The sequence below is a fragment of the Fodinibius sp. genome (assembly GCF_041642155.1).
Taxonomy (GTDB): Bacteria; Bacteroidota; Rhodothermia; order Balneolales; family Balneolaceae; genus Fodinibius.
In genome coordinates this window covers 33,244-52,080 of the sequence record NZ_JBEPWZ010000001.1, presented here as the reverse complement: position 1 = coordinate 52,080, position 18,837 = coordinate 33,244, and the positions used below count along the sequence as shown (strand labels likewise).

General features: G+C 49.4%; 14 protein-coding genes. 9 read left to right on the top strand and 5 right to left on the bottom strand.

Going from position 1 to position 18,837, the window contains the following annotated elements:
- Window positions 1–13 precede the first annotated feature (13 nt).
- The 3 genes from ACESLU_RS00220 (at window position 14) to ACESLU_RS00210 (ending at window position 1,538) form a co-directional block, all read left to right on the top strand.
- Window positions 14–421, top strand: a complete 408-nt coding sequence (locus ACESLU_RS00220; protein ID WP_372633457.1) for an SRPBCC domain-containing protein — start codon at window positions 14–16, stop codon at window positions 419–421.
- Between the two features lie 51 nt (window positions 422–472).
- The gene (locus ACESLU_RS00215; RefSeq protein ID WP_372633455.1) at window positions 473–892 is read left to right on the top strand and encodes a VOC family protein; all 420 of its coding nucleotides are present in this window, start codon (window positions 473–475) and stop codon (window positions 890–892) included.
- A gap of 103 nt (window positions 893–995) precedes the next feature.
- Window positions 996–1,538: an SRPBCC family protein gene (locus ACESLU_RS00210; RefSeq protein WP_372633452.1), complete on the top strand. Its 543-nt coding sequence runs from the start codon at window positions 996–998 to the stop codon at window positions 1,536–1,538.
- A gap of 175 nt (window positions 1,539–1,713) precedes the next feature.
- Here the strand turns inward: ACESLU_RS00210 and ACESLU_RS00205 are convergent, their stop codons facing one another.
- Together ACESLU_RS00205 and ACESLU_RS00200 are read right to left on the bottom strand one after the other, a co-directional pair.
- Window positions 1,714–3,660, bottom strand: a complete 1,947-nt coding sequence (locus ACESLU_RS00205) for a heavy metal translocating P-type ATPase (protein WP_372633450.1) — start codon at window positions 3,658–3,660, stop codon at window positions 1,714–1,716.
- A 232-nt stretch (window positions 3,661–3,892) separates the two neighbouring features.
- Window positions 3,893–4,462: a helix-turn-helix domain-containing protein gene (locus ACESLU_RS00200; protein ID WP_372633448.1), complete on the bottom strand. Its 570-nt coding sequence runs from the start codon at window positions 4,460–4,462 to the stop codon at window positions 3,893–3,895.
- Between the two features lie 233 nt (window positions 4,463–4,695).
- Between ACESLU_RS00200 and ACESLU_RS00195 the strand changes: the two genes are divergently transcribed.
- Entirely contained in the window at window positions 4,696–5,136 is a 441-nt protein-coding gene (locus tag ACESLU_RS00195) for a hypothetical protein (protein WP_372633445.1), read from the top strand.
- Window positions 5,137–5,199: 63 nt separating this feature from the next.
- On the opposite strand, the gene ACESLU_RS00190 is transcribed toward ACESLU_RS00195, so the two are convergent.
- Window positions 5,200–6,240: a hotdog domain-containing protein gene (locus ACESLU_RS00190; protein WP_372633442.1), complete on the bottom strand. Its 1,041-nt coding sequence runs from the start codon at window positions 6,238–6,240 to the stop codon at window positions 5,200–5,202.
- Between the two features lie 1,017 nt (window positions 6,241–7,257).
- On the opposite strand from ACESLU_RS00190, the gene ACESLU_RS00185 reads away from it, so the two are divergent.
- Together ACESLU_RS00185 and ACESLU_RS00180 are read left to right on the top strand one after the other, a co-directional pair.
- Window positions 7,258–10,170 (top strand): SusC/RagA family TonB-linked outer membrane protein, encoded by a 2,913-nt coding sequence (locus ACESLU_RS00185; protein ID WP_372633440.1) that lies wholly within the window; start codon window positions 7,258–7,260, stop codon window positions 10,168–10,170.
- A gap of 58 nt (window positions 10,171–10,228) precedes the next feature.
- Complete coding sequence (locus ACESLU_RS00180) at window positions 10,229–11,827, top strand: RagB/SusD family nutrient uptake outer membrane protein (protein WP_372633438.1); 1,599 nt, start codon at window positions 10,229–10,231, stop codon at window positions 11,825–11,827.
- A gap of 132 nt (window positions 11,828–11,959) precedes the next feature.
- On the opposite strand, the gene ACESLU_RS00175 is transcribed toward ACESLU_RS00180, so the two are convergent.
- The gene (locus tag ACESLU_RS00175; protein WP_372633434.1) at window positions 11,960–12,631 is read right to left on the bottom strand and encodes an SDR family oxidoreductase; all 672 of its coding nucleotides are present in this window, start codon (window positions 12,629–12,631) and stop codon (window positions 11,960–11,962) included.
- A gap of 221 nt (window positions 12,632–12,852) precedes the next feature.
- Window positions 12,853–13,710: a bifunctional transcriptional activator/DNA repair enzyme AdaA gene (locus tag ACESLU_RS00170; RefSeq protein WP_372633431.1), complete on the bottom strand. Its 858-nt coding sequence runs from the start codon at window positions 13,708–13,710 to the stop codon at window positions 12,853–12,855.
- A 361-nt stretch (window positions 13,711–14,071) separates the two neighbouring features.
- On the opposite strand from ACESLU_RS00170, the gene ACESLU_RS00165 reads away from it, so the two are divergent.
- The 3 genes from ACESLU_RS00165 to ACESLU_RS00155 all read left to right on the top strand — a co-directional run bounded on the left by ACESLU_RS00165 (window position 14,072) and on the right by ACESLU_RS00155 (window position 18,816).
- Window positions 14,072–14,758 (top strand): response regulator transcription factor, encoded by a 687-nt coding sequence (locus ACESLU_RS00165; RefSeq protein ID WP_372633429.1) that lies wholly within the window; start codon window positions 14,072–14,074, stop codon window positions 14,756–14,758.
- Window positions 14,755–16,032 carry a sensor histidine kinase gene (locus tag ACESLU_RS00160; RefSeq protein WP_372633426.1) on the top strand — a complete coding sequence of 426 codons (1,278 nt, stop codon included), beginning with the start codon at window positions 14,755–14,757 and terminating at the stop codon, window positions 16,030–16,032. The genes ACESLU_RS00165 and ACESLU_RS00160 overlap by 4 nt, the downstream gene beginning before the upstream one ends.
- Before the next feature lie 360 nt (window positions 16,033–16,392).
- The gene (locus ACESLU_RS00155) at window positions 16,393–18,816 is read left to right on the top strand and encodes a TonB-dependent receptor domain-containing protein (RefSeq protein ID WP_372633423.1); all 2,424 of its coding nucleotides are present in this window, start codon (window positions 16,393–16,395) and stop codon (window positions 18,814–18,816) included.
- Window positions 18,817–18,837 lie beyond the last annotated feature (21 nt).

Here is an 18,837-nt window from a genome sequence, read left to right as displayed (position 1 = left end):
CGTACAAGTGCAAATGCTTATCCGAAAGCCCGTTGAAGAGGTTTTTGAAGCGATGATCAATCCGGATATCACTTCAACATTCTGGTTCACTAAAAGCAGCGGCCGGGTTGAACCTTGGAAAACCCTGGAATGGGAAGGCGGACAGTTCTCTTATGTAGTGGACCGGGATGGCCAGAGAATCAACCATATGGGCACCTATCGGGAAATTCAACGCCCGAACCGGCTGGTTTTCACCTGGGGTGTTGATGTTGAGGCCGGAGATGAGAGCGTAGTGACTATCACGATTCTACCTGCTGAAAGCGGATGCCGGCTGACTCTCGTTCACACCTTGGATCCCAAATGGGAAGAATATAAAGACCGTACCCAAGAGGGCTTGAGTTATATGCTCGGCAAACTGAACAAACTATTAATAGGTAGTTGAAAAAAATAATTCTATGCAAGATGGACACCCAACCCATAAAACACCCAAGACATGAATCCAAAAATTACCACCTTCCTGATGTTTGAAGGCGACGCAGAAGAAGCGATAACCTTTTACATATCACTTTTCGATGACTCTGAAATTGTGAGAATCAAAAAATACGGGCCCGGGGGACCGGGAGGGCCGGAAGCCGAAGGCACCGTGCAGAATGCCGTATTTACCCTGAAGGGGCGACGATACATGGCATTCGATAGTTATATTGAGCATGATTTTACGTTCACCCCCTCTATATCGTTGTTTGTTGAATGCGATTCGGAAGAAGAGCTTAAAGCACTATTCGACAAGCTGAGTGATGGCGGCGAAGTGGCGATGCCGCTCGACAACTATGGATTCAGCACCAGGTTCGGCTGGGTAAACGACCGGCTCGGGGTCTCCTGGCAGTTGAATTTCGGGCCGTTAAATTTTGAGTAAGCAACTCGGGACAGGTACCGGGAACCATACAGAAAGCCTCCGTTTAATGTCGTGTAAAGCTCTTTTTTTTGCACGCAGTTCAATAATAAAATGAAAAATAACAATGAATAATTACGGCATCTTTACAGAAACGGGCACCATTCGATTTGAACGGCTATTACCCGGGCCGATCGAGCGTGTGTGGGCCTATCTGACGGAATCCGGTAAAAAGGCAAAGTGGCTGGCTGCCGGCGTGGTGGAACCCCGTGTGGGCGGGAAGGTGGAGCTGCGTTTCCGGCACGACACGCTTTCTCCCCATGATGAACAGCCGCCCGACAAATACAAGCACATGAAAGACGGCACCGGTTTTACCGGTCGTGTTACCCGGTACGATCCTCCCCGCCTGCTCAGTTACACTTGGGGAGAGGGGACGGGCGAAGAGTCGGAAGTCACGTTTGAGCTGACTCCCGAGGGAGAAAAAGTCCGGCTGACATTAACGCATCGCCGGCTCGGAGACGATCCCGATATGCTCGCCAGCGTGGCCAGCGGCTGGCATACGCACCTGGGTATCTTGTCCGCCCGTCTTAATGATCGGATGCCCCGGGGATTCTGGTCGGTGCACCGTGAGATGGAAGAGAAGTATTTGAAGATACTGTCCGGATTCTAAAAACGGGGTAAAGAATTCATAATGTGAGCCTGTTAGTGGTTCACCAGTGGGAATCGAAGAGCAATCAGCACGAAAAACGGCCGGGTGATGGACCGGTTATCATACCCGGAATAAGGGAGTTAAGCATATGAGTATACATTTATACTCCTGATCACCATGATTGTAAACAACGCTGCTAACAGCAGCAGTCAGCCTGGGCGGGTTCTTCTTTTGTTGAAGGATCCGCAGGGGGACTAAGGCTGAATTCTTCATCCGTGTAATGGTATTGAATGCGGATGGCGTTCGCAATAGCGAGGAGGGCGACTCCCACATCCGCAAAAATGGCCTCCCACATAGTTGCCATCCCCAGCGTAGCCATGACCATGACCAGGATTTTAATCCCCAGGGCAAAACCTATGTTCTGCCATACCACGCGGTGCGTGAATTGAGCAATATCGATGGCCAGGGGTATTTTGGACGGCTGGTCGGTCTGAATGACGACGTCCGCAGTCTCTACGGTGGCATCGGAACCGATCCCTCCCATGGCGATGCCGATATCGGCGAGGGTGATGACCGGGGCATCATTTACGCCGTCCCCGATAAAGCCAACCGTACGGCCCGGTTGCAACGCCTCCTCCACATGCCGGTATTTTTCGTCCGGTAGCAGATTGCCATACGCCTTGTCCAGTCCCAGTTTCCGGGCTATCCCATCGACCACTTCCTGGTTGTCGCCGGACAGCATGATAAGCTCGCTGATTCCCAGCCCGCGAAGCTCTTCGATTGCTTTTTTACTGTCGTCTTTTATTCGATCGGCAATACCGATGGTTCCGGCGTGGACTCCCTCAATAGCCACATGCACGTATGTATAGGCTTCATCTAATCCATTTCCGCTGTACGTTACACCATGTTCGGCCAGCCAGTCGCTGTTTCCTACCAGTATGTTGCGCGTGCCGACCTCTCCCTGCAACCCCTTGCCCGGACTCTCCTGCTGCCGCTGCACCGGTTGCAACGGTTGTCCGGTCGCATAGTCCAAAATAGCTTTTGCGATCGGATGAGTGGAGTGCTGTTCCAGGGAAGCCGCTAACCGCAAAAGCTCCTCCCGGTCAAAGCCGTTCCGGGGGTGGACCTCCCGCACCTCAAAGGTGCCTTCGGTAAGGGTTCCGGTTTTGTCCATGAACAGCATCGTCATCTTTCGAAGCTGATCCAGGAAGTCGGAACCCTTGAGCAGGATACCGTTTTGCGAGGCCGCACCAATGCCGCCAAAGTAACCGAGGGGAATGGAGATAACCAGTCCGCAGGGACAGGAAACAACGAGGAAAATGAGTGCACGATAAAACCAATCCTGGAACACGTAATCATCCACAACGAGATAGGGAACAAAGGTCAGTGCTGCCGCCAGCCACACGACCACCGGGGTATAGATTTTTGCAAACTTTGTCATAAACCGCTGGGTGGGTGCCTTGCGCCGGGCCGCCTCCTGAACCATGGTAAGGATATGGGACAGCCTGGTATCCTCGTAATCGCTGGTGACTCTAATACGTGCCGGCACGTCCTGGTTGATGGACCCCGCCCAGACCTCTTCTCCGGCTTTGCGTGCCATTGGTTTGGATTCCCCCGTCAGGGCTGCGGTATTAAAGGAGGCTCTTTCCGTGAGCAGTTCGCCGTCCAGCGGTACTTTTTCTCCGGGCCTGACCCGGATAACCTCCCCCTTTTCAACTGCTGAGGGATGGACTTGCTCGGTAGAGCCCCCCCGTTCGACCGCCGCTATATCCGGCTGTTGATTGATCAGCTTCCTGATGGAATGTTTGGCGCGGTGCACCGCCCCGTGCTGGGCATACTCGCCGATCATATAGAAAAGCATGACGGCGACCCCTTCGGCATACTCACCGATGGCAAAAGCCCCGACGGTAGCAATACCCATTAGCAGGAATTCACTGAATATTGTGCCGTCTTTTATGGAATAAAAAGCCTTCAGCCAAACGGGTCCCCCTACTGCCAGGTACGAGAGGCCATACAACGGGAGGTACAGGTAATGCCGGCTGGGAAAATCGGCACCGTACTGGACGGTTAGCGCCGCGGCAAGCAACAGGCCGCTGATGACTGCTTCCTTATATTTTTTTATAAATGCGATAATAAGGTCCATTATGTATTTAAAGAGAGCTTTGAAAATCAGTTTTGTGATTCAATCTCTGTATTTTCGCGCATCCAATATCCTCACATATGCTTTATACGGGGTGGTTTTGAAGGCGCTCAGGCTTTGATATTTCCCGATGCTTCGGGACTGGCTTTTCAAAGCCCCAGAAATTCAGGCCGTAAGATAGGGATAGAGCGGGGAACGGTCTTATATCTTTATGTATATCTTGTGCAGGATTATGTTACAGCTGATCGATGGAGGTGCGTTTGTTCTCCTTTATATTCTTGAAATGAGAGGGCGCGAGGCCGGTTTCTTTCTTAAACTGTCGCGAAAAATGCTGCTGGCTGCTGTAGTCCAATTCATAGGCTATTTCGCTGAGTGTCTTTTCGCCATAGACGATGAGTTCTTTAGCCCGCTCAATTTTTTGGAGGATGAAATAGCGTTCGATGGACTTTCCCTCTACCGCGGAAAATAGCCGGCTGAGCTGCTGATAATCCTTGTGGATACGGTCCGAAAGATATTCCGAGAGGTTGCCGTTAAGCGGCTCGCTGGAACGGATGTGATCAATAATAAGATGTTTGATACGCTCTACGATCTGGCTGGCTTCATCATTGATGATGTCAAAGCCGTTTTTGCGCACGACCGACACCAGCCGTTTATAGGCAGTCTGATCGACCGGTCCCGCCAGCTGCAGTTCCCCCAGCTCAATTTTTTGTACACGGAAACCGTTTTCTTCCAGTTTTTCCTTCAGTACCTCTGCACAGTGACTGCACACCATGTTTTTTATGAGAAAGTTTTTTTTCGTATCCATAAGCTGATGAAATGGTTCTTTACCGTGGCTAAGAGGGAGCGTTCAGGGGCTGACAAGTTGGTTAAAATCAATCGCATAACATGTTAAGTAAACTATTTGATATGGTCTCTGCAACAGAAAACAGGTAAAGAATGTAAAGAATTCTGCTATAACTTTTGCTTTGCATGTCCTTTGATTATTATTGAGTGGCCATTGCGGAACCCAACAACTAATTAAATAAGATCAACTGACCTATGTACACCGGATTTCAACACCTGCATTCCGGCATAGCCTACATTGTGCTTGCCGTCCTGCTGTTTTCCTTTATCTATGCGCTCATTAATTTTATACAAAAAAAATCCTTCACTGAAAAGGTACGGAAAGCATCGCTGGCGGGGCTTATTGCAGCGCATCTACAGCTGCTGATTGGCCTGGTGTTGTATTTTATTTCTCCACAGGGACTATCGAACTTTTCGGGTGAAGCGATGGGGGATGCGATGTCGCGGCTGTATATGCTGGAGCACCCGCTGACCATGATCATCGGCGTTATTTTAATCACCGTCGGTTATTCTAAAGCAAAGCGGGGAGCAGGCGACGCCACGCGATATAAGAAATTACTCATCTATTACGGATTGGGTATTGCATTCATCCTCATACGCATTCCCTGGTCCGTCTGGCCTCCGATAGGCAACTGAATTCAGGTACCTATTAATCTGCGTTGTATCCAGTAGTAACCAACGGGAACGATCACGCCGGGGTTACTTTCCGATATTAATGAGGTGTTCTTTACGGCGACGGCGTGCTTTCAGGTATCGCTCGTCCTCGGCGTAGGTAGTCGGATATACCTTGGGCACCGGCTGGGGCTGCATTTTATGATCAACATTCACAAACGTGAAAACACAGGTATTGGAAAGGGCCCGGGTCACCTTGTCCAGGCTGGTGCGTTCAATATCAATTTCAATACTGATGGACGTCTCACCGGTGTAGACGATCCGGCTGGTAAAATCCAGCTTATCGCCAATACGGATGGGCTGCAGGAAGTTAATGCGGTTCACCCGCACAAACACCGGCCGGTGGGTGGCGATTTCTTCCGCATGCATCAATGACAGTTCAAAGGCGCGGCGAATGACATACCCGCCGAAAATCTTTTTGGGCACATTTTCCTGATCCGGGTACATTCGCTCCATGCTGTTCCGTATCAGGTTTCCGACCAGTAACCCGTCAAAATCCTCTTTTTCCTGCGCTTTGTGCAGCGCCCGCAGGTGGTGGAACTCCTCTTTGCTCGGCGGGTCTTCCAGCGCGTCGATCTGCTCGCGATACGCTTTGCGGCGCTTAATAGCCGCTTCGTACCGCTCCTTTTCGATGGCGCTCTTATATTCCAGGGGCGGAATGGGCAGGCTCTCCGCATCATTGTCCCTGCCGGTCCGGGCCACCATCGTAAAATAGCAGGCTGCCAGCGAGTGCCTGGCCTCCTTGTCCTGGTCCACGCGAATGCCAACTTCCATAGACGTGCGTCCCACATAATTAATGCGCGCCCGCAGGAAGACATCCTTGTTGATATCTCCGGGCACGTGCAGGGCAATATCATCAACCGCGGCCGTAACCACGCGTCCCCCGGGCTCAAACTGGTGCACATAGTCAAGAGCGATATCTTCGGCCAGCTTATCGAGCTCTTCAAGCAGCAGTCCCCACCGCATGTTGCCCGGTATATCCCTGTCCAGGATCATATAGCGCCGGCGAAGGGCGGGATCGGTACTGAATGGTATCGTACGTTCGATTGAGGTATCCACAGGTCTCATAACGCGGTCGATAATTACAATTAAACAGAAAGTAAAGAGAATATCTGTTTCGTAGAGGACTTTGCAAAACCGTTTGGTTGGCCAATTTCTGCATTTTCACGAATTCAAATTCCTCCCGTATCCTAAGATAGGAAGATAGATGAGTTGATAAAACGATTTATTGGATTTCTTCCGGAGGCCTACCGGAGAGGATTATAAAGAACCGGGATGCTTCATGAGTCCCGGACGGGTCGAATCGGGGGGGCTGAGATCATGCGGGAGACTCTCTCCACGGGGTACCTTAAATGATCGTTCATATTCACGGCGAGATCGAGGTATAGAAATACAAGGATAAGCAGGGTTTTCTTTTTAAAGCAAAAAAATAATTGGCAGGGTTCATATTTTTTATTACATTAAATATGGTTGTCCAAACAACTATATAACACAGGTGTAAAGGGTATAACTATTATTTAGGCTTTTATGTTCATGGATGTATTTAGGGGTTCTATGATACTTAAACCTTTTCGTGCAGGTAAAAGAAGATTTTAGCTTATCTGTTGAACAAGCGTGAATATGTTATAGCCGTAAATACTTGGTACTAATGGGACCGGTAAGGTAAACCCATTCAAGCAGTATCTTTATAACATACAGGAAGGGTTTTTGGTTGTCCACCCGGTGAAATTAAACGAAACTGTTATAACCTAAAAAACGGGTCTTTGCACGTGATTTTTTAACCTTAACGTTGAAACAGTACCGTGAAATAGTTCGGGTGCAGTGGTCTTGAATTGACTTGTTGGTAACCACTTGCATCGTTAAAAAGAAAGTTGGTGTGGGTGTTTTGGCAGATTTCTAATTCATCAACGTATCAACAGGGGGCTACTGCTGCATCGTTTACGGTGTCGGCCGTACCATTGTAAAGCAAACTGCTGAATACATACTCTTTGAAAGCGAAATAGATAAGGGCGTATACTTTCTGTCTATTTTGGTTTCTGAACTTTAATCTAATAATATCTTATCTATAGCATGGGGATACAATCAATGAAAAATAAGCTACTGTTTACGTTTAGTTTACTTGTCTTTTTGGCGTCAACCGCCGTTGCCCAGGAGGAAAGAACAATCGAGGGTACGGTAACGGATGCGGAGGGGAAGTCGCTACCCGGCGTGAATGTCCTGGTTAAAGGGACCAACATAGGTACCGCAACCAATGCGGAAGGCCATTATGAAATAACGATAAGCGAAGAAAACGTGACGCTTATCTTTAGCATGGTGGGTTTCGAGCAACAGGAAATCAATACGCAGGATCGGAGTGAAATCGATGTGGTATTGCAAGAGGGAACGGTCGGCCTGGATGAAGTGACGGTCGTCGGTTACAGTGAGGTGGAGACAGAACACCTCGCTTCCTCGGTTTCAAAAGTAGAAATGGATAACATAGAAACGCGTTCTATCGCTAAACTGCAAGAGGCTTTCAGCGGTACCATACCCGGGGTGACACTCATGCAGGGCAGCAACTTGCCGGGCAGCGTGCCGGGTACTATCTCCATTCGGGGGATCAGTACCCTGCAAAATGCCTCTCCCCTGGTCATTGTGGACGGGATGGAGCAGTCCCTGACGGATATAGATCCCAACCAGATTAAAGATATAACCGTGCTGAAAGATGCCGCTTCGGCGGCCATGTACGGTTCGCGTGGGGCCAACGGAGTCATTATCATTGAAACCAAGCGGGGAGCCGCCGACCGGTTTATGGTTGATGTGCATAGCTGGACCGCCATCGACGATCCGATTAAATTGCCGAATTTCGTCGGATCAGCCAACTATATGCGCCTGAATAACGAAGCTCGTTCCATGCAGGGTCAGTCGGAACAGTATACACAGCAGGAGGTCGACCGGGCCGAGCAGGGCGAGTATACCAACACCGACTGGATGGATACCATTATGGAACGGAAGGCTTATTCTCATAATACGTCCGCCAGCATCTCCGGTGGTGGCGGCGTCGGTACTTTTAACCTGATGCTGGGGTATATCAATGAAAATGGGCTAAACAATTATGAAGGTACACAGAAGTTCAGTGCCCGGTTTAATACGAATATTAACATAGCCGATCAGTTTGAGCTTTTGGCGGACTTTTATGCGCACCGGCTGCAGGTCGATCGCTTGAATGCGAACAGGGACGGTCATGGATTGTACAGGATGGCCTGGGAAATGAATCCTACGCAGGAAGTATTTTATGACTCGGATCTGGACAACCATTATAAATTGCATAACGACCAGAATCCGCTTGCCTCTATTCATCACGGGGGAGCCTATAACGCCTTATATGACAGAAGCACGATTAATCTAAGGCCAAAATATTATATTAATGAGAACCTGCATTTGGCGGGTAATGTATCATATATGGTTAATAAGTCCGCAAATAAGTATGAGCGGGATACCTTTAAGTTTTACGACGGGGATGGCGAGCCCGTTGACGTCTGGCAGAATGCGGTCGGCTCTTCCCAGGGAGTGAGCAGAAGTCAGATAACGGCGCGGGCAATGATTAATTACGAGCAGAATATCCGGAAGGATAAGGATAAGATCTATTTTATCGCCGGTTCGGAGATTATGAATAATACCTATACCGATTACCGTGAAATTTCAAAATCTTCCTTTTTCGGCAAGCTCAACTACTCTTTTGACAACCGTTATCTGCTGGAGGGAACGGCACGGGCCGATGGCAGCAGCAAATTTGCTCCCGGTAAGCGATGGGGTTTCTTTCCCTCCGGGGCTTTTGCCTGGAATATCCACAATGAGAACTTTATGTCGGGCCTGACCGACAGCGGGTTTTTGAACAGGCTGAAAGTTCGTTTTTCCTACGGCATCATCGGAAATGAAGATGTGGATCCGTACCTGTGGCAGGAGGTTGTAAATACCTGGGGATGGACGATGCGTGTCCCCAACCCGGATTTTACCTGGGAGAAACAAAAACAGCAAAATGTCGGGATTGAGCTCACCACCTTCGAAGATAAGCTTGACGTTTCATTTGAAGCCTATAATAAACATTCCTATGACTTAATCTATTCAGACTTTCCGGTCCCCCCGCTGACCGGTTCGTACTACCTGACCTCCTCCGTAAATATAGGAGAAGTTGAAAACAAAGGCTGGGAACTTTCAGCCAGCTGGAGCGACCAGGCCGGTGATTTTTCCTATAGCGTGGGTGGAATGCTTTTTAATAACGAAAACAAAGTATTAAAGGCGGGATACGCAAAGTCGGACACCCTCATCTTTACCGATGATCCCGATATGATCTGGTACAGAGGCATTGCCATCGATAACTACTACGGTTATGAAAGTGACGGGTACTTCCAGAACCAGCAGGAAGTGGATGAAGCCGATGCCAAATTGGCGAATACCATGCCCGGCGATATCCGGTATGTCGATCAAAACGGGGATGGCGTGATCAATAACCAGGATAAAGTGAATCTCGGCGATCCGTTTCCGCACTTCAATTACTCTATTAATTTGGATCTGAATTACAAGCGGTGGGATTTCAGCGCCATAGGCCAGGGGGTCGGCCAACGCACCGGACGGTTAAACGGGCTGGAGGGCTACCCGGTTAAAATGGATGGTTCAACGAACAGTTTGGGCGTCCCGAGAGAGTATTACATGAATAATCGCTGGACCCCCGACAATCGCGACAGCCGTTTTCCGCGGGTCTGGACCGGGTCCTCTCCCAATGATGAGTTAAGTGACGTCTGGCTGAGCGACGCCTCCTTTTTCCGGATCAAGACGCTGGAGTTGGGATATTCTATTCCACAGATTGGCAACAGTATCAGGGATGTTCGCATCTATCTGAATGCCCAGGATGCCTTTACGTTTACGAACTGGGAAGGCCTTGAGCCGGAAAGAGATGGCGGTAATGGGACCTATCCAAGGATGGCCAGCTACAGTATCGGGATCCAGGCAACCATAAATTAGGATGGTGTCGGATAGTATAGCAATACCAAAAATATTAATAGTAAAGCTTATGTCAGTTATGAGAAAGGTAATATATTTCATAGTGTTTATTTCCGTAGGGTTGGTGGGATGTGAGGACTTTTTAGACAAGACGGATCCCACGGCCACGTCTTTTGACGAGTTCTATAATGATGAAGATGATTTGCGCCGGGTGGTGTACAGTAGTTATTATGATGTTTTTACGCATCATTATAATCGGGAGACCCTGTTTTACATGCAGGACGGGAAATCCGACAACGCTTACAGCCGGTTGGAAGGCGACCACCACCAGCGCATAGCCAACGGTGATTTCAACAGCAATACCGAGGCGTTCTCTTATTACTACGAACTGCAGATGAAGCACCTCGGCAGGTTGAATACCTTCATCGCGAACTCGGACGTGCCGTATGTGGAGGATGAGGCTACCCGGACGAAATACGAAAATATTTTAAGGGGACTGCGCATCTGGCATTATTTTAAGCTAACCTTCAGGTGGGGCGATGTGCCGTTTCATCTGGAGCCGGCCGATTTATCGAATGCCACCCAGCCTACGACGCCCAAGGAGGAGATCCTGGAGACCATCTTTCCTCTGGCGATTGAGATTGCGGAAAATTTACCTTCCGAAGAATACACAACCAATAAATACATGTTTAACGAGTATTCCCTGAAGGCACTTACGATGCGCTACGCGCTGTACAACGAGCGCTATCAGATGGCCATTGATCTGGCCCGGGAGATCATGGAGAGCGGAAACTACGAACTGCACCCCAACTACGGCCACCTGTTTCAGTATGAAGCGGATTCTGATAACAATGAATTCATCATACACCAGAACCAGGAAAGCTATAGCGGAAGCACGACCTACTCCTTCAGAGACTTAGGCCCCCATTACAGAACCGGGGACGGGCAGTCGTACCTGGTTCCCCTGAAGTCGCTGGTGGATGCATACTGGACCCTGGACGGCTACCGTATTGAAAACTGTCCCCAGCACACCAAAAGAGAACATGAACTGGACCCGAATTTGCACCGGGACCCCCGTTATGAGGCCAGCATTATGGGACACGGTGATCTGTTCTATGAAGATACCATTGATATCTATAATGAGAACAGCCCCATGTATCATGAAAACGAGCGGGCCAGTGAATCCGGCTACTGGTTCAGAAAGTTTGTCTCAGAAGCTGATGCCTTTAGCAGCGGAAACTTTGAATTTGGCTTGCTGAGGTATGCCGAGGTATTGCTGACGTATGCAGAGGCGAAGATCATGATAGATGAGATAGATGCTTCGGTCAAGGATGCCATTAACCAGGTCAGGGAGCGGGCCGGCTTGGATATGTCCCAGGCAGACGTAACCCTGCCGCGCTACAGCGCTTACACCCGGGATCAGTGGATTGACCTGATAAGAAACGAGCGCAGGATTGAGTTTGCGGCGGAAGGGCTTCGCTATGCGGATATCAAGCGGTGGAGAACAGCAGAAGAGGTGTTGAATGAACCCGCGTTGGGACACACCAGGGAAGTAAACGGGGAATTACAGTCGCTTCACATTGAAGACCGCTCGTTTGAAGATCACAATTACCTGTGGCCTTTCCATGAAAACAGTTTGAAGGTAGAGCCGGGATTGGAACAGAACCCCGGGTATTAATTAATCGGCCACTCCGGCCAACACGGCGCCGGATGCAAAAGGAACAAATTAGCCGAATTGGGTGGAAAAAGCTGAAAAATAAACCAACCAACATAAGACTATCGCTACCCTCAGGCAAGTAACAAATGCGAGTTAAGGCTGCAGGGGACGCACTTGTACATCGGTGTAGTGGAAGTTTTGGGAGCATTCCAGGATATGCACGGCCGATCGTGCCAGCTCATCGGGTTTCAGTTTATTCTTCTCCGAATCCGAAAAGCCGGTATCCACCGAGCCGGGTGACAGGCAGGTCACCTTGATCCCAAAATCGCGCAATTCCTGGTGCAGCGAGCGCGAGATGCCCACGACCGCGTGCTTGGTCGCCGAATAGCAGCTCATGCCCGCAATGCCGTTGGTCCCCGCGCCGGATGAAATGTTGATAATATGTCCCTCTTGTCGAGTTTTCATCGGTGGAATCACCAGCCGGCTCACATAAAAAATGCCATGTACGTTCAGATCAAAAAGATAACGCCATTTTTCCGACGGCATCTCATCCAGGTCCCCTTTATAGCCCACGCCGGCATTGTTAATCAAAATGGAGATGTGTTCTCCCAATGCATCCGTTGTCTGCTGGTAAGCCTGTTGTACGGCGTTTTGCTGAGTGAGATCGGCTTTTATATAAGAAAAGTTCTTATGGCTGAAATTTTCGGGTTCCGAGCGGCTCCATCCGGCTACGGTAGCGCCTTTGTCCAGCAGCGCCCGGGTGATAGAGCGACCGATACCCCGGCTGGCTCCTGTTACAATAGCGGCTTTGTTTTTTAAATCCATGAATAATAGCTTTTTCTTGAGATTATTGATCTCTATAACTTGAATTGAGCACAAAACGTTTGATTGATCTTGTCGGCAAGGTGCGGACCGTGGACGGCCAGCTATGTAATATTTGTAGTCATCGTGGGTGACGAGCTCGACAATCCGTCCCCAAAAGAGGATACCGTGATTGGAGTAGCTCCACTGGCTGGCGGGTTTGAAAAGATTTTGTGGCACCTAAATCAGTCTGCCCCAGCATGGTCCTCCCCGGCTTGCGCGGCCTCCCATCCTATGATGGCCGTCTTGCGGGTGCTGCCCCAGCGATATTCCCCGATGCCTCCCGCTTTCCTGATTACCCGGTGACAGGGAATCAGGTAGGCGATCGGGTTGTTAGCCAAGGCCGTGCCTACGGCGCGGGAAGCTTTGGGGTTCTCGATTGCTTGTGCCACATCGGAGTACGTAACCAGCTGGCCGACCGGAATTTTCAGCAGGGCTTCCCATACTTTCAACTGGAATTCAGTTCCACGAATGTGGAGTTTGATTTCATCCGGGTCCTGCCAGCCGCTTCCGAACCTGTTATCCAGGTTTCGTATGTGTTTGTCTTTGCCTTCGGTGATGCGGGCCTTCGGCCAGCGTTTCTTCAATATCCGTATGCTTTCATCCCGCTCTTTCACAAAACTCAGATTGCTAATCCCCTTGCCCGTAGAGGCGATCAGGATATCGCCAAAGGGACTTTTACTGAAATGGTAGCGGATGTCAAGCGACTGGCCCCGGCTCTTAAATTCTCCGGGCGTCATTCCTTCGATATTGACAAACAGGTCGTGAAGGCGGCTGCTGCTGGAGAGCCCGGTGCGAAAAGTTGCTTCTTCGATAGTCTGGTTCTTTTTTAACAGCTTTTTGGCGCGATTCAGACTAATGTATTGCAGGAATTCTTTAGGGGTTACCCCCGCCCACTTCTTAAATATCCGGTGGAAATGATAGGGACTGAGGTGGACGGCTCCGGCAATATCTTCCAATTGAGGCTGCTCGCTAGAATGGTGTTTGATGTACGTGATGGCTTCGGCCACCCGCTGGTAGTCTGTCATCGTTTGGTCTGTCATTTATGTGTGTTTCAAACATAGCAGGAATAAACGCCAGAAAAAATCCGATTCTTGCGAATAATTTCTGATATTCTATTTCTGTAACGCCAGGTTCTCTAAAGAGAATATTTCGGGTTATACTTTAGAAAACTTCCTGTCGGCAGATTTCGGTTTTTCTCTTCAAACAACCGTTGAATATAGACGATCTGTCCAAAGTGGGTGATAGAGGTCGTGCTGCGGGAGCCCCCAGGCGTGTCCCCTGCCAGGGCCTCATGCATGCAAGAGGTTTTACTCGTCAGCAGTGAAGGCGGACCATAAGATGCCTGCCCGACTGCCCCTTAACTTCAGTTTTGCTTCAAAATCATTTTGTACCTTTTGACGTATGAAACTGCTTATTATCGAAGATAATGAAGATTTGCTGCAGAATATCCGTACCTACCTGAAGCGGGAGGGCTATATCTGCGAGTTCGCCCGGGATTACAGGGTGGCCTTCGATAAGGTGATGTCGTATACGTATGACGTGGTGCTCATTGATATTATGATTCCCGGCGGGTCGGGGCTGCAGGTTTTGCGTGAGCTTAAATCGGTCAATCCCCAAACCGGAACCATCATCATTTCCGCAAAAAATGCCCTTGATGACAAAGTGAAGGGACTCGAACTGGGGGCCGACGACTACATTACCAAGCCGTTCCAGCTGCCGGAGCTGCATGCGCGCATTAAAGCCGTTAACCGCCGTAACCAGCGCGATGGCCGGGAGATCATCAACGTCAATGAAATTGCGATCAATACGGATACGATGGAGGTGACCGTCAATGGCACTGCCGTCGACCTGACCCCCAAGGAATATGACCTGATCCTCTATTTCGCTTCCAATAAAAATCATGTGCTCTCCAAGCAAACCATCGCCGAACACTTGTGGGGCGATTACGTGGATCACCTTACGAATCTGGATTTCGTCTACCAGCATATCAAGAACCTGCGCAAAAAACTGGAAAAAGCCGGGGCCCAAAATTATATCGAAAGTGTGTACGGAATTGGCTATAAGTTCAAAGTGAACAACCGCCCGTGAAACTCATTAACAAATTCATATTAATTTACCTTGTCGTCACGGTCATTGTGCTGGGTATAGGGGGGTATATATCCTTTTTCGTTATCAAGGGGGAGCTGGACAATGAGCTGAAGTGGCGCTTTATGGACCGGATTGACCGGGTGACGTACCTGCTGGAGAAAGGAAAGGATTTTAAGTCTGAAAAACTGAAAGGGTCGGGCGATCGCAACCTCATAATCCAGCAACTCCCCCAAAAAGTAGCCCCGGAAACCGTTATCAAAGATACCATGGTCTGGCACGACCGCCTGCAACAGATGGAACCCAACCTGAAAGTCTCGGCCTACCGGACCGTGGAAGACACTTCTTATTTTATTTCCACCTACGGGGCCCTGGTTGAGACTGACGATATCACGGAAGCGGTGATACAGATCTTGCTGTGGATTTTAGGACTGCAGGTCATCGGGGCGATCGGGGTTGGATTTATCGTCTCCGGGCGGCTGTTTAAACCCTTTCGCGAGACCCTGGCCCGTATCAAGCGGTTTAATATCCAGGATAGGGAACCTATTCTGGCGAAAGAGACCAGCGTCGAAGAGTTTAATGATTTGAACCGGTTTGTGGAAGAAATGACCCGCAAGGCCGTCAAGGACTATAAGAACTTAAAAGAATTTGCCGAAAATGCGTCACATGAACTGCAAACCCCTCTTTCTATTACCAAAGGAAAGCTGGAGCTGCTCACCGAGACGGATCTTACGCCCGAACAGTATCAATATGTGGAAGCAAGTCAGCGCTCGATCAAGAAACTGTCGCGGCTCAGCGAGTCGCTTGCACTGCTGACCAAGATTGAAAATCACGAATTTACAAACAAGGATAAGGTGAATGTTACGAACCTCATCCGGGAGAGCACGCAGGCCTTTGAGGAGTTTATCAAATTAAACGGCCTGCAAGTGGAAACGGACCTTGAAGAGGAGGTTTTCCTGCAGATCCACCCGGTATTGGCCGATATCATGTGGACCAATCTTTTTCAAAACGCTATCAAGCACAATATTGAGAATGGCCGTATCCGCATTACGCTGGCGAATGACCGCCTGGAGATATCCAATACCGGCAAGCCGCTTGATATGGATACCAATGTGCTTTTCAAGCGTTTTAAAAAGGCTGATCACGGCGTAGACTCCATCGGCCTTGGTCTCTCGATCATCGAACAAATTGTAGATCAGAATAACTACGCGATCTCTTATGACTATGAAGATGGCTGGCATACCATAAACGTGAGATTTCATCCGGAGTCTGTATAATCCGGAATCAATAAAAAAGCGTTTCCCCGCAGTTTCAAAATGGGTCCCATGTATTCGACTATGCCGGCAATCTCCTCTCCTTCATCCCGGGCGAAATTCAGCTGCTTCAGTACCGCCTGGTCGTTTACTGTTCGGCCCTGCAGCCCAGTTGTTCCTGTAACGTGGCCTCCGGCGTTGTTTCAGCCTGTATTTGAAGCGAAGCAGGGTGCGCTCAGCAAAGTCGAAAGACTATTTTGTAAATATTTGTTAGAAGTGATTAAAAACATCAATAATTCAGATTTCCTTCAGCTTTCATACAATCTTACCACAAGTTCGATTGTTACGTTAAACACAAACAGAAAAGGAAACTATATTGGTTGAATGAAAAAGTTATTATTATCACTTGTCTTCACCTTATTGATAACTTCTTTTGCCATCGGACAGGCCGGAGAGGGTGTCATTACCGGTGAGGTTCTGGACAATCAGGACGATCCCGTACCTTCCGCTTCGGTATCGGTGTATGATTCCACCGAATCGGAGGTGGTAACAGGAGCTCCCACCGATTCCGACGGAACCTTTAGGATTGATATAGATCCGGGCCGGTATGTCTTGAAAATCACTTTTCTGTCCCTTTCTCCCCACACGCAGCCGGTAGAAGTCGATGCCGGTGAAACCGTGGATATCGGTCAGGTAACGCTGACTCCTACCTCCCAGGAAATGGAGGAAGTGGTCGTCCGCGGTGAAAGTTCACAAATGGAGATGAGCTTCGACCGGCGCGTTTTTAATGTGGGCCAGGATATCACCAGCCTGGGCGGCTCGGCCGTAAACGTGCTTGATAACGTGCCTTCTATTGCTACGGATATTGAAGGAAATATCAGCCTTCGGGGGAATGAGTCGGTCCGTGTTCTTATCAACGGCAAACCGTCAAGTATGGTAAGCAGCAGCAATGTGGATGCCCTGAGAAGTATTCCGGCTTCCATGATTAAAGAAGTAGAAATTATTACCAATCCCTCCTCTAAATATGCTGCCGAAGGTTCAGCCGGCATTATAAATATTATCCTTACGGATGATCGGGAGCTTGGACTGAACGGGAGCGCGAGTATAGGAACTGGTTATCCCGAAGAATATGAAGGCTCAATTAACCTTAATTATCGAATGCCTCGTGTAAACTGGTTTGCTGACGTGGGAGTTGATTACCGCTCCGAACCGGAATCCGGCAGTTCTTTCCAGCGATTTTCGGGACCCGATACAGAGTATATGTATCGAGAAGAGACGGATGCCCATGAATCGGAAGTTGACGGAGACTTCCGTTTTGGGGCCGATTTTTATCTTTCCGATGATGAGATCTTAACCGCCAGCACCTATATCAGTCTCGAGCAGGAGGTAAACGAAGAAGATATGATTTATACCGACTGGGAGTATACCGACTGGGAGTATAGCGGGGATAACTTCGGGGGAAATCCAATGGATTATATAAGTGCCTCGCCCGAAGAGGTTACCAACCGGGATACCGAGGAGACGGAAAACGAAAGTAATTTTGATTTTAATCTAGATTATGAGAATGAGTTCGACGGTGATGAACATAAATTCGAGGCCGACGCAAGTTTTGATATCAGCCGGGAGAATGCTGATACGGATATTGACGAAGTGGTGCAGCAGGGATTGGCCGATCCGCTGCAGCAGCGGGCCGAAGATACCGAAGAAGAGATGGATCTGCGATTCGATGCCGAGTATGTGCGTCCCCTGGGTGAAAACGGCAAGCTGGAAACCGGTCTTCGCAGCGATACCGAATGGATGGACACGGGCTATAAGGCGGAAACGCTTGTCGACGGTACATGGGTGGAAGAGCCGGCCTACACGCAAAACTTTCTCTACCGGGAAAATGTGAATGCGGCCTTTCTCATTCTGGGTGGCGAGTTCGGCGACTTTTCCGGGCAGGTTGGCGTGCGTGCGGAAAACACGAATATCCGCACTGAAATTAAAGAAACGGGCGATGTAAATGAGCAAAACTATATCGGCCTGTTTCCCAGCGTCTTTTTGAACTACTCATTTAATGAGCAGCAGTCGGTACAGCTGAGCTACAGCCGGAGGTTGCGCCGACCGTGGTCCCGCTCGTTACTGCCGGGCATCGATTTTGATGATAACAGGAGTCAGTATATCGGCAATCCCGATTTGACCCCTGAATACAGTAATTCCTACGAAGCAGGGTACCTGCAATACTGGGGAAGCGGCTCGCTGCTGACCAGCTTTTACTACCGCTATCGCACCGACGTAATTGAACGTATCAATGAGCAGAGAGACGGCGTGCAGTTCCGGTTTCCGATCAACTTTGCGAGTGAAGAAGCGTGGGGCATTGAGTTTTCGGCTGACCAGGAGATCGGTGATATCTTTACCCTGACCGGCAGTGCCAATCTGTTCCAGTCGAATACGGAAGGTACGTACGAAGAGCGGGTGTTCAGCAGCGAATCGGATAATTTTCAGGCCCGCATGCGACTCCGGTGGGAGATTGTTGATGGCTTGAATTACCAGGCTTCCATGCGGTATCGCGGCCCGAGCAGTACGCCGCAGGGAAGCCGGGACGGCATGACGATGACCGATACCGGAATCTCTTACGATCTGTTTGAAGAAAAAGCCAAAATTGTCTTCAATGTGCGTGATGTGTTTGATGCCCAGAACTTCAGCCATACGGTTAATACGGATGGAAATCCCAATACCGATTACTACACGCAGCGGGAATTCAGTTGGTCTACGCGTTCATATTCCCTGAACTTCCAGTACTTCTTCGGAAGTCAGCGGAACCGGTGAGGACGTTGAGAAGCCATAGCT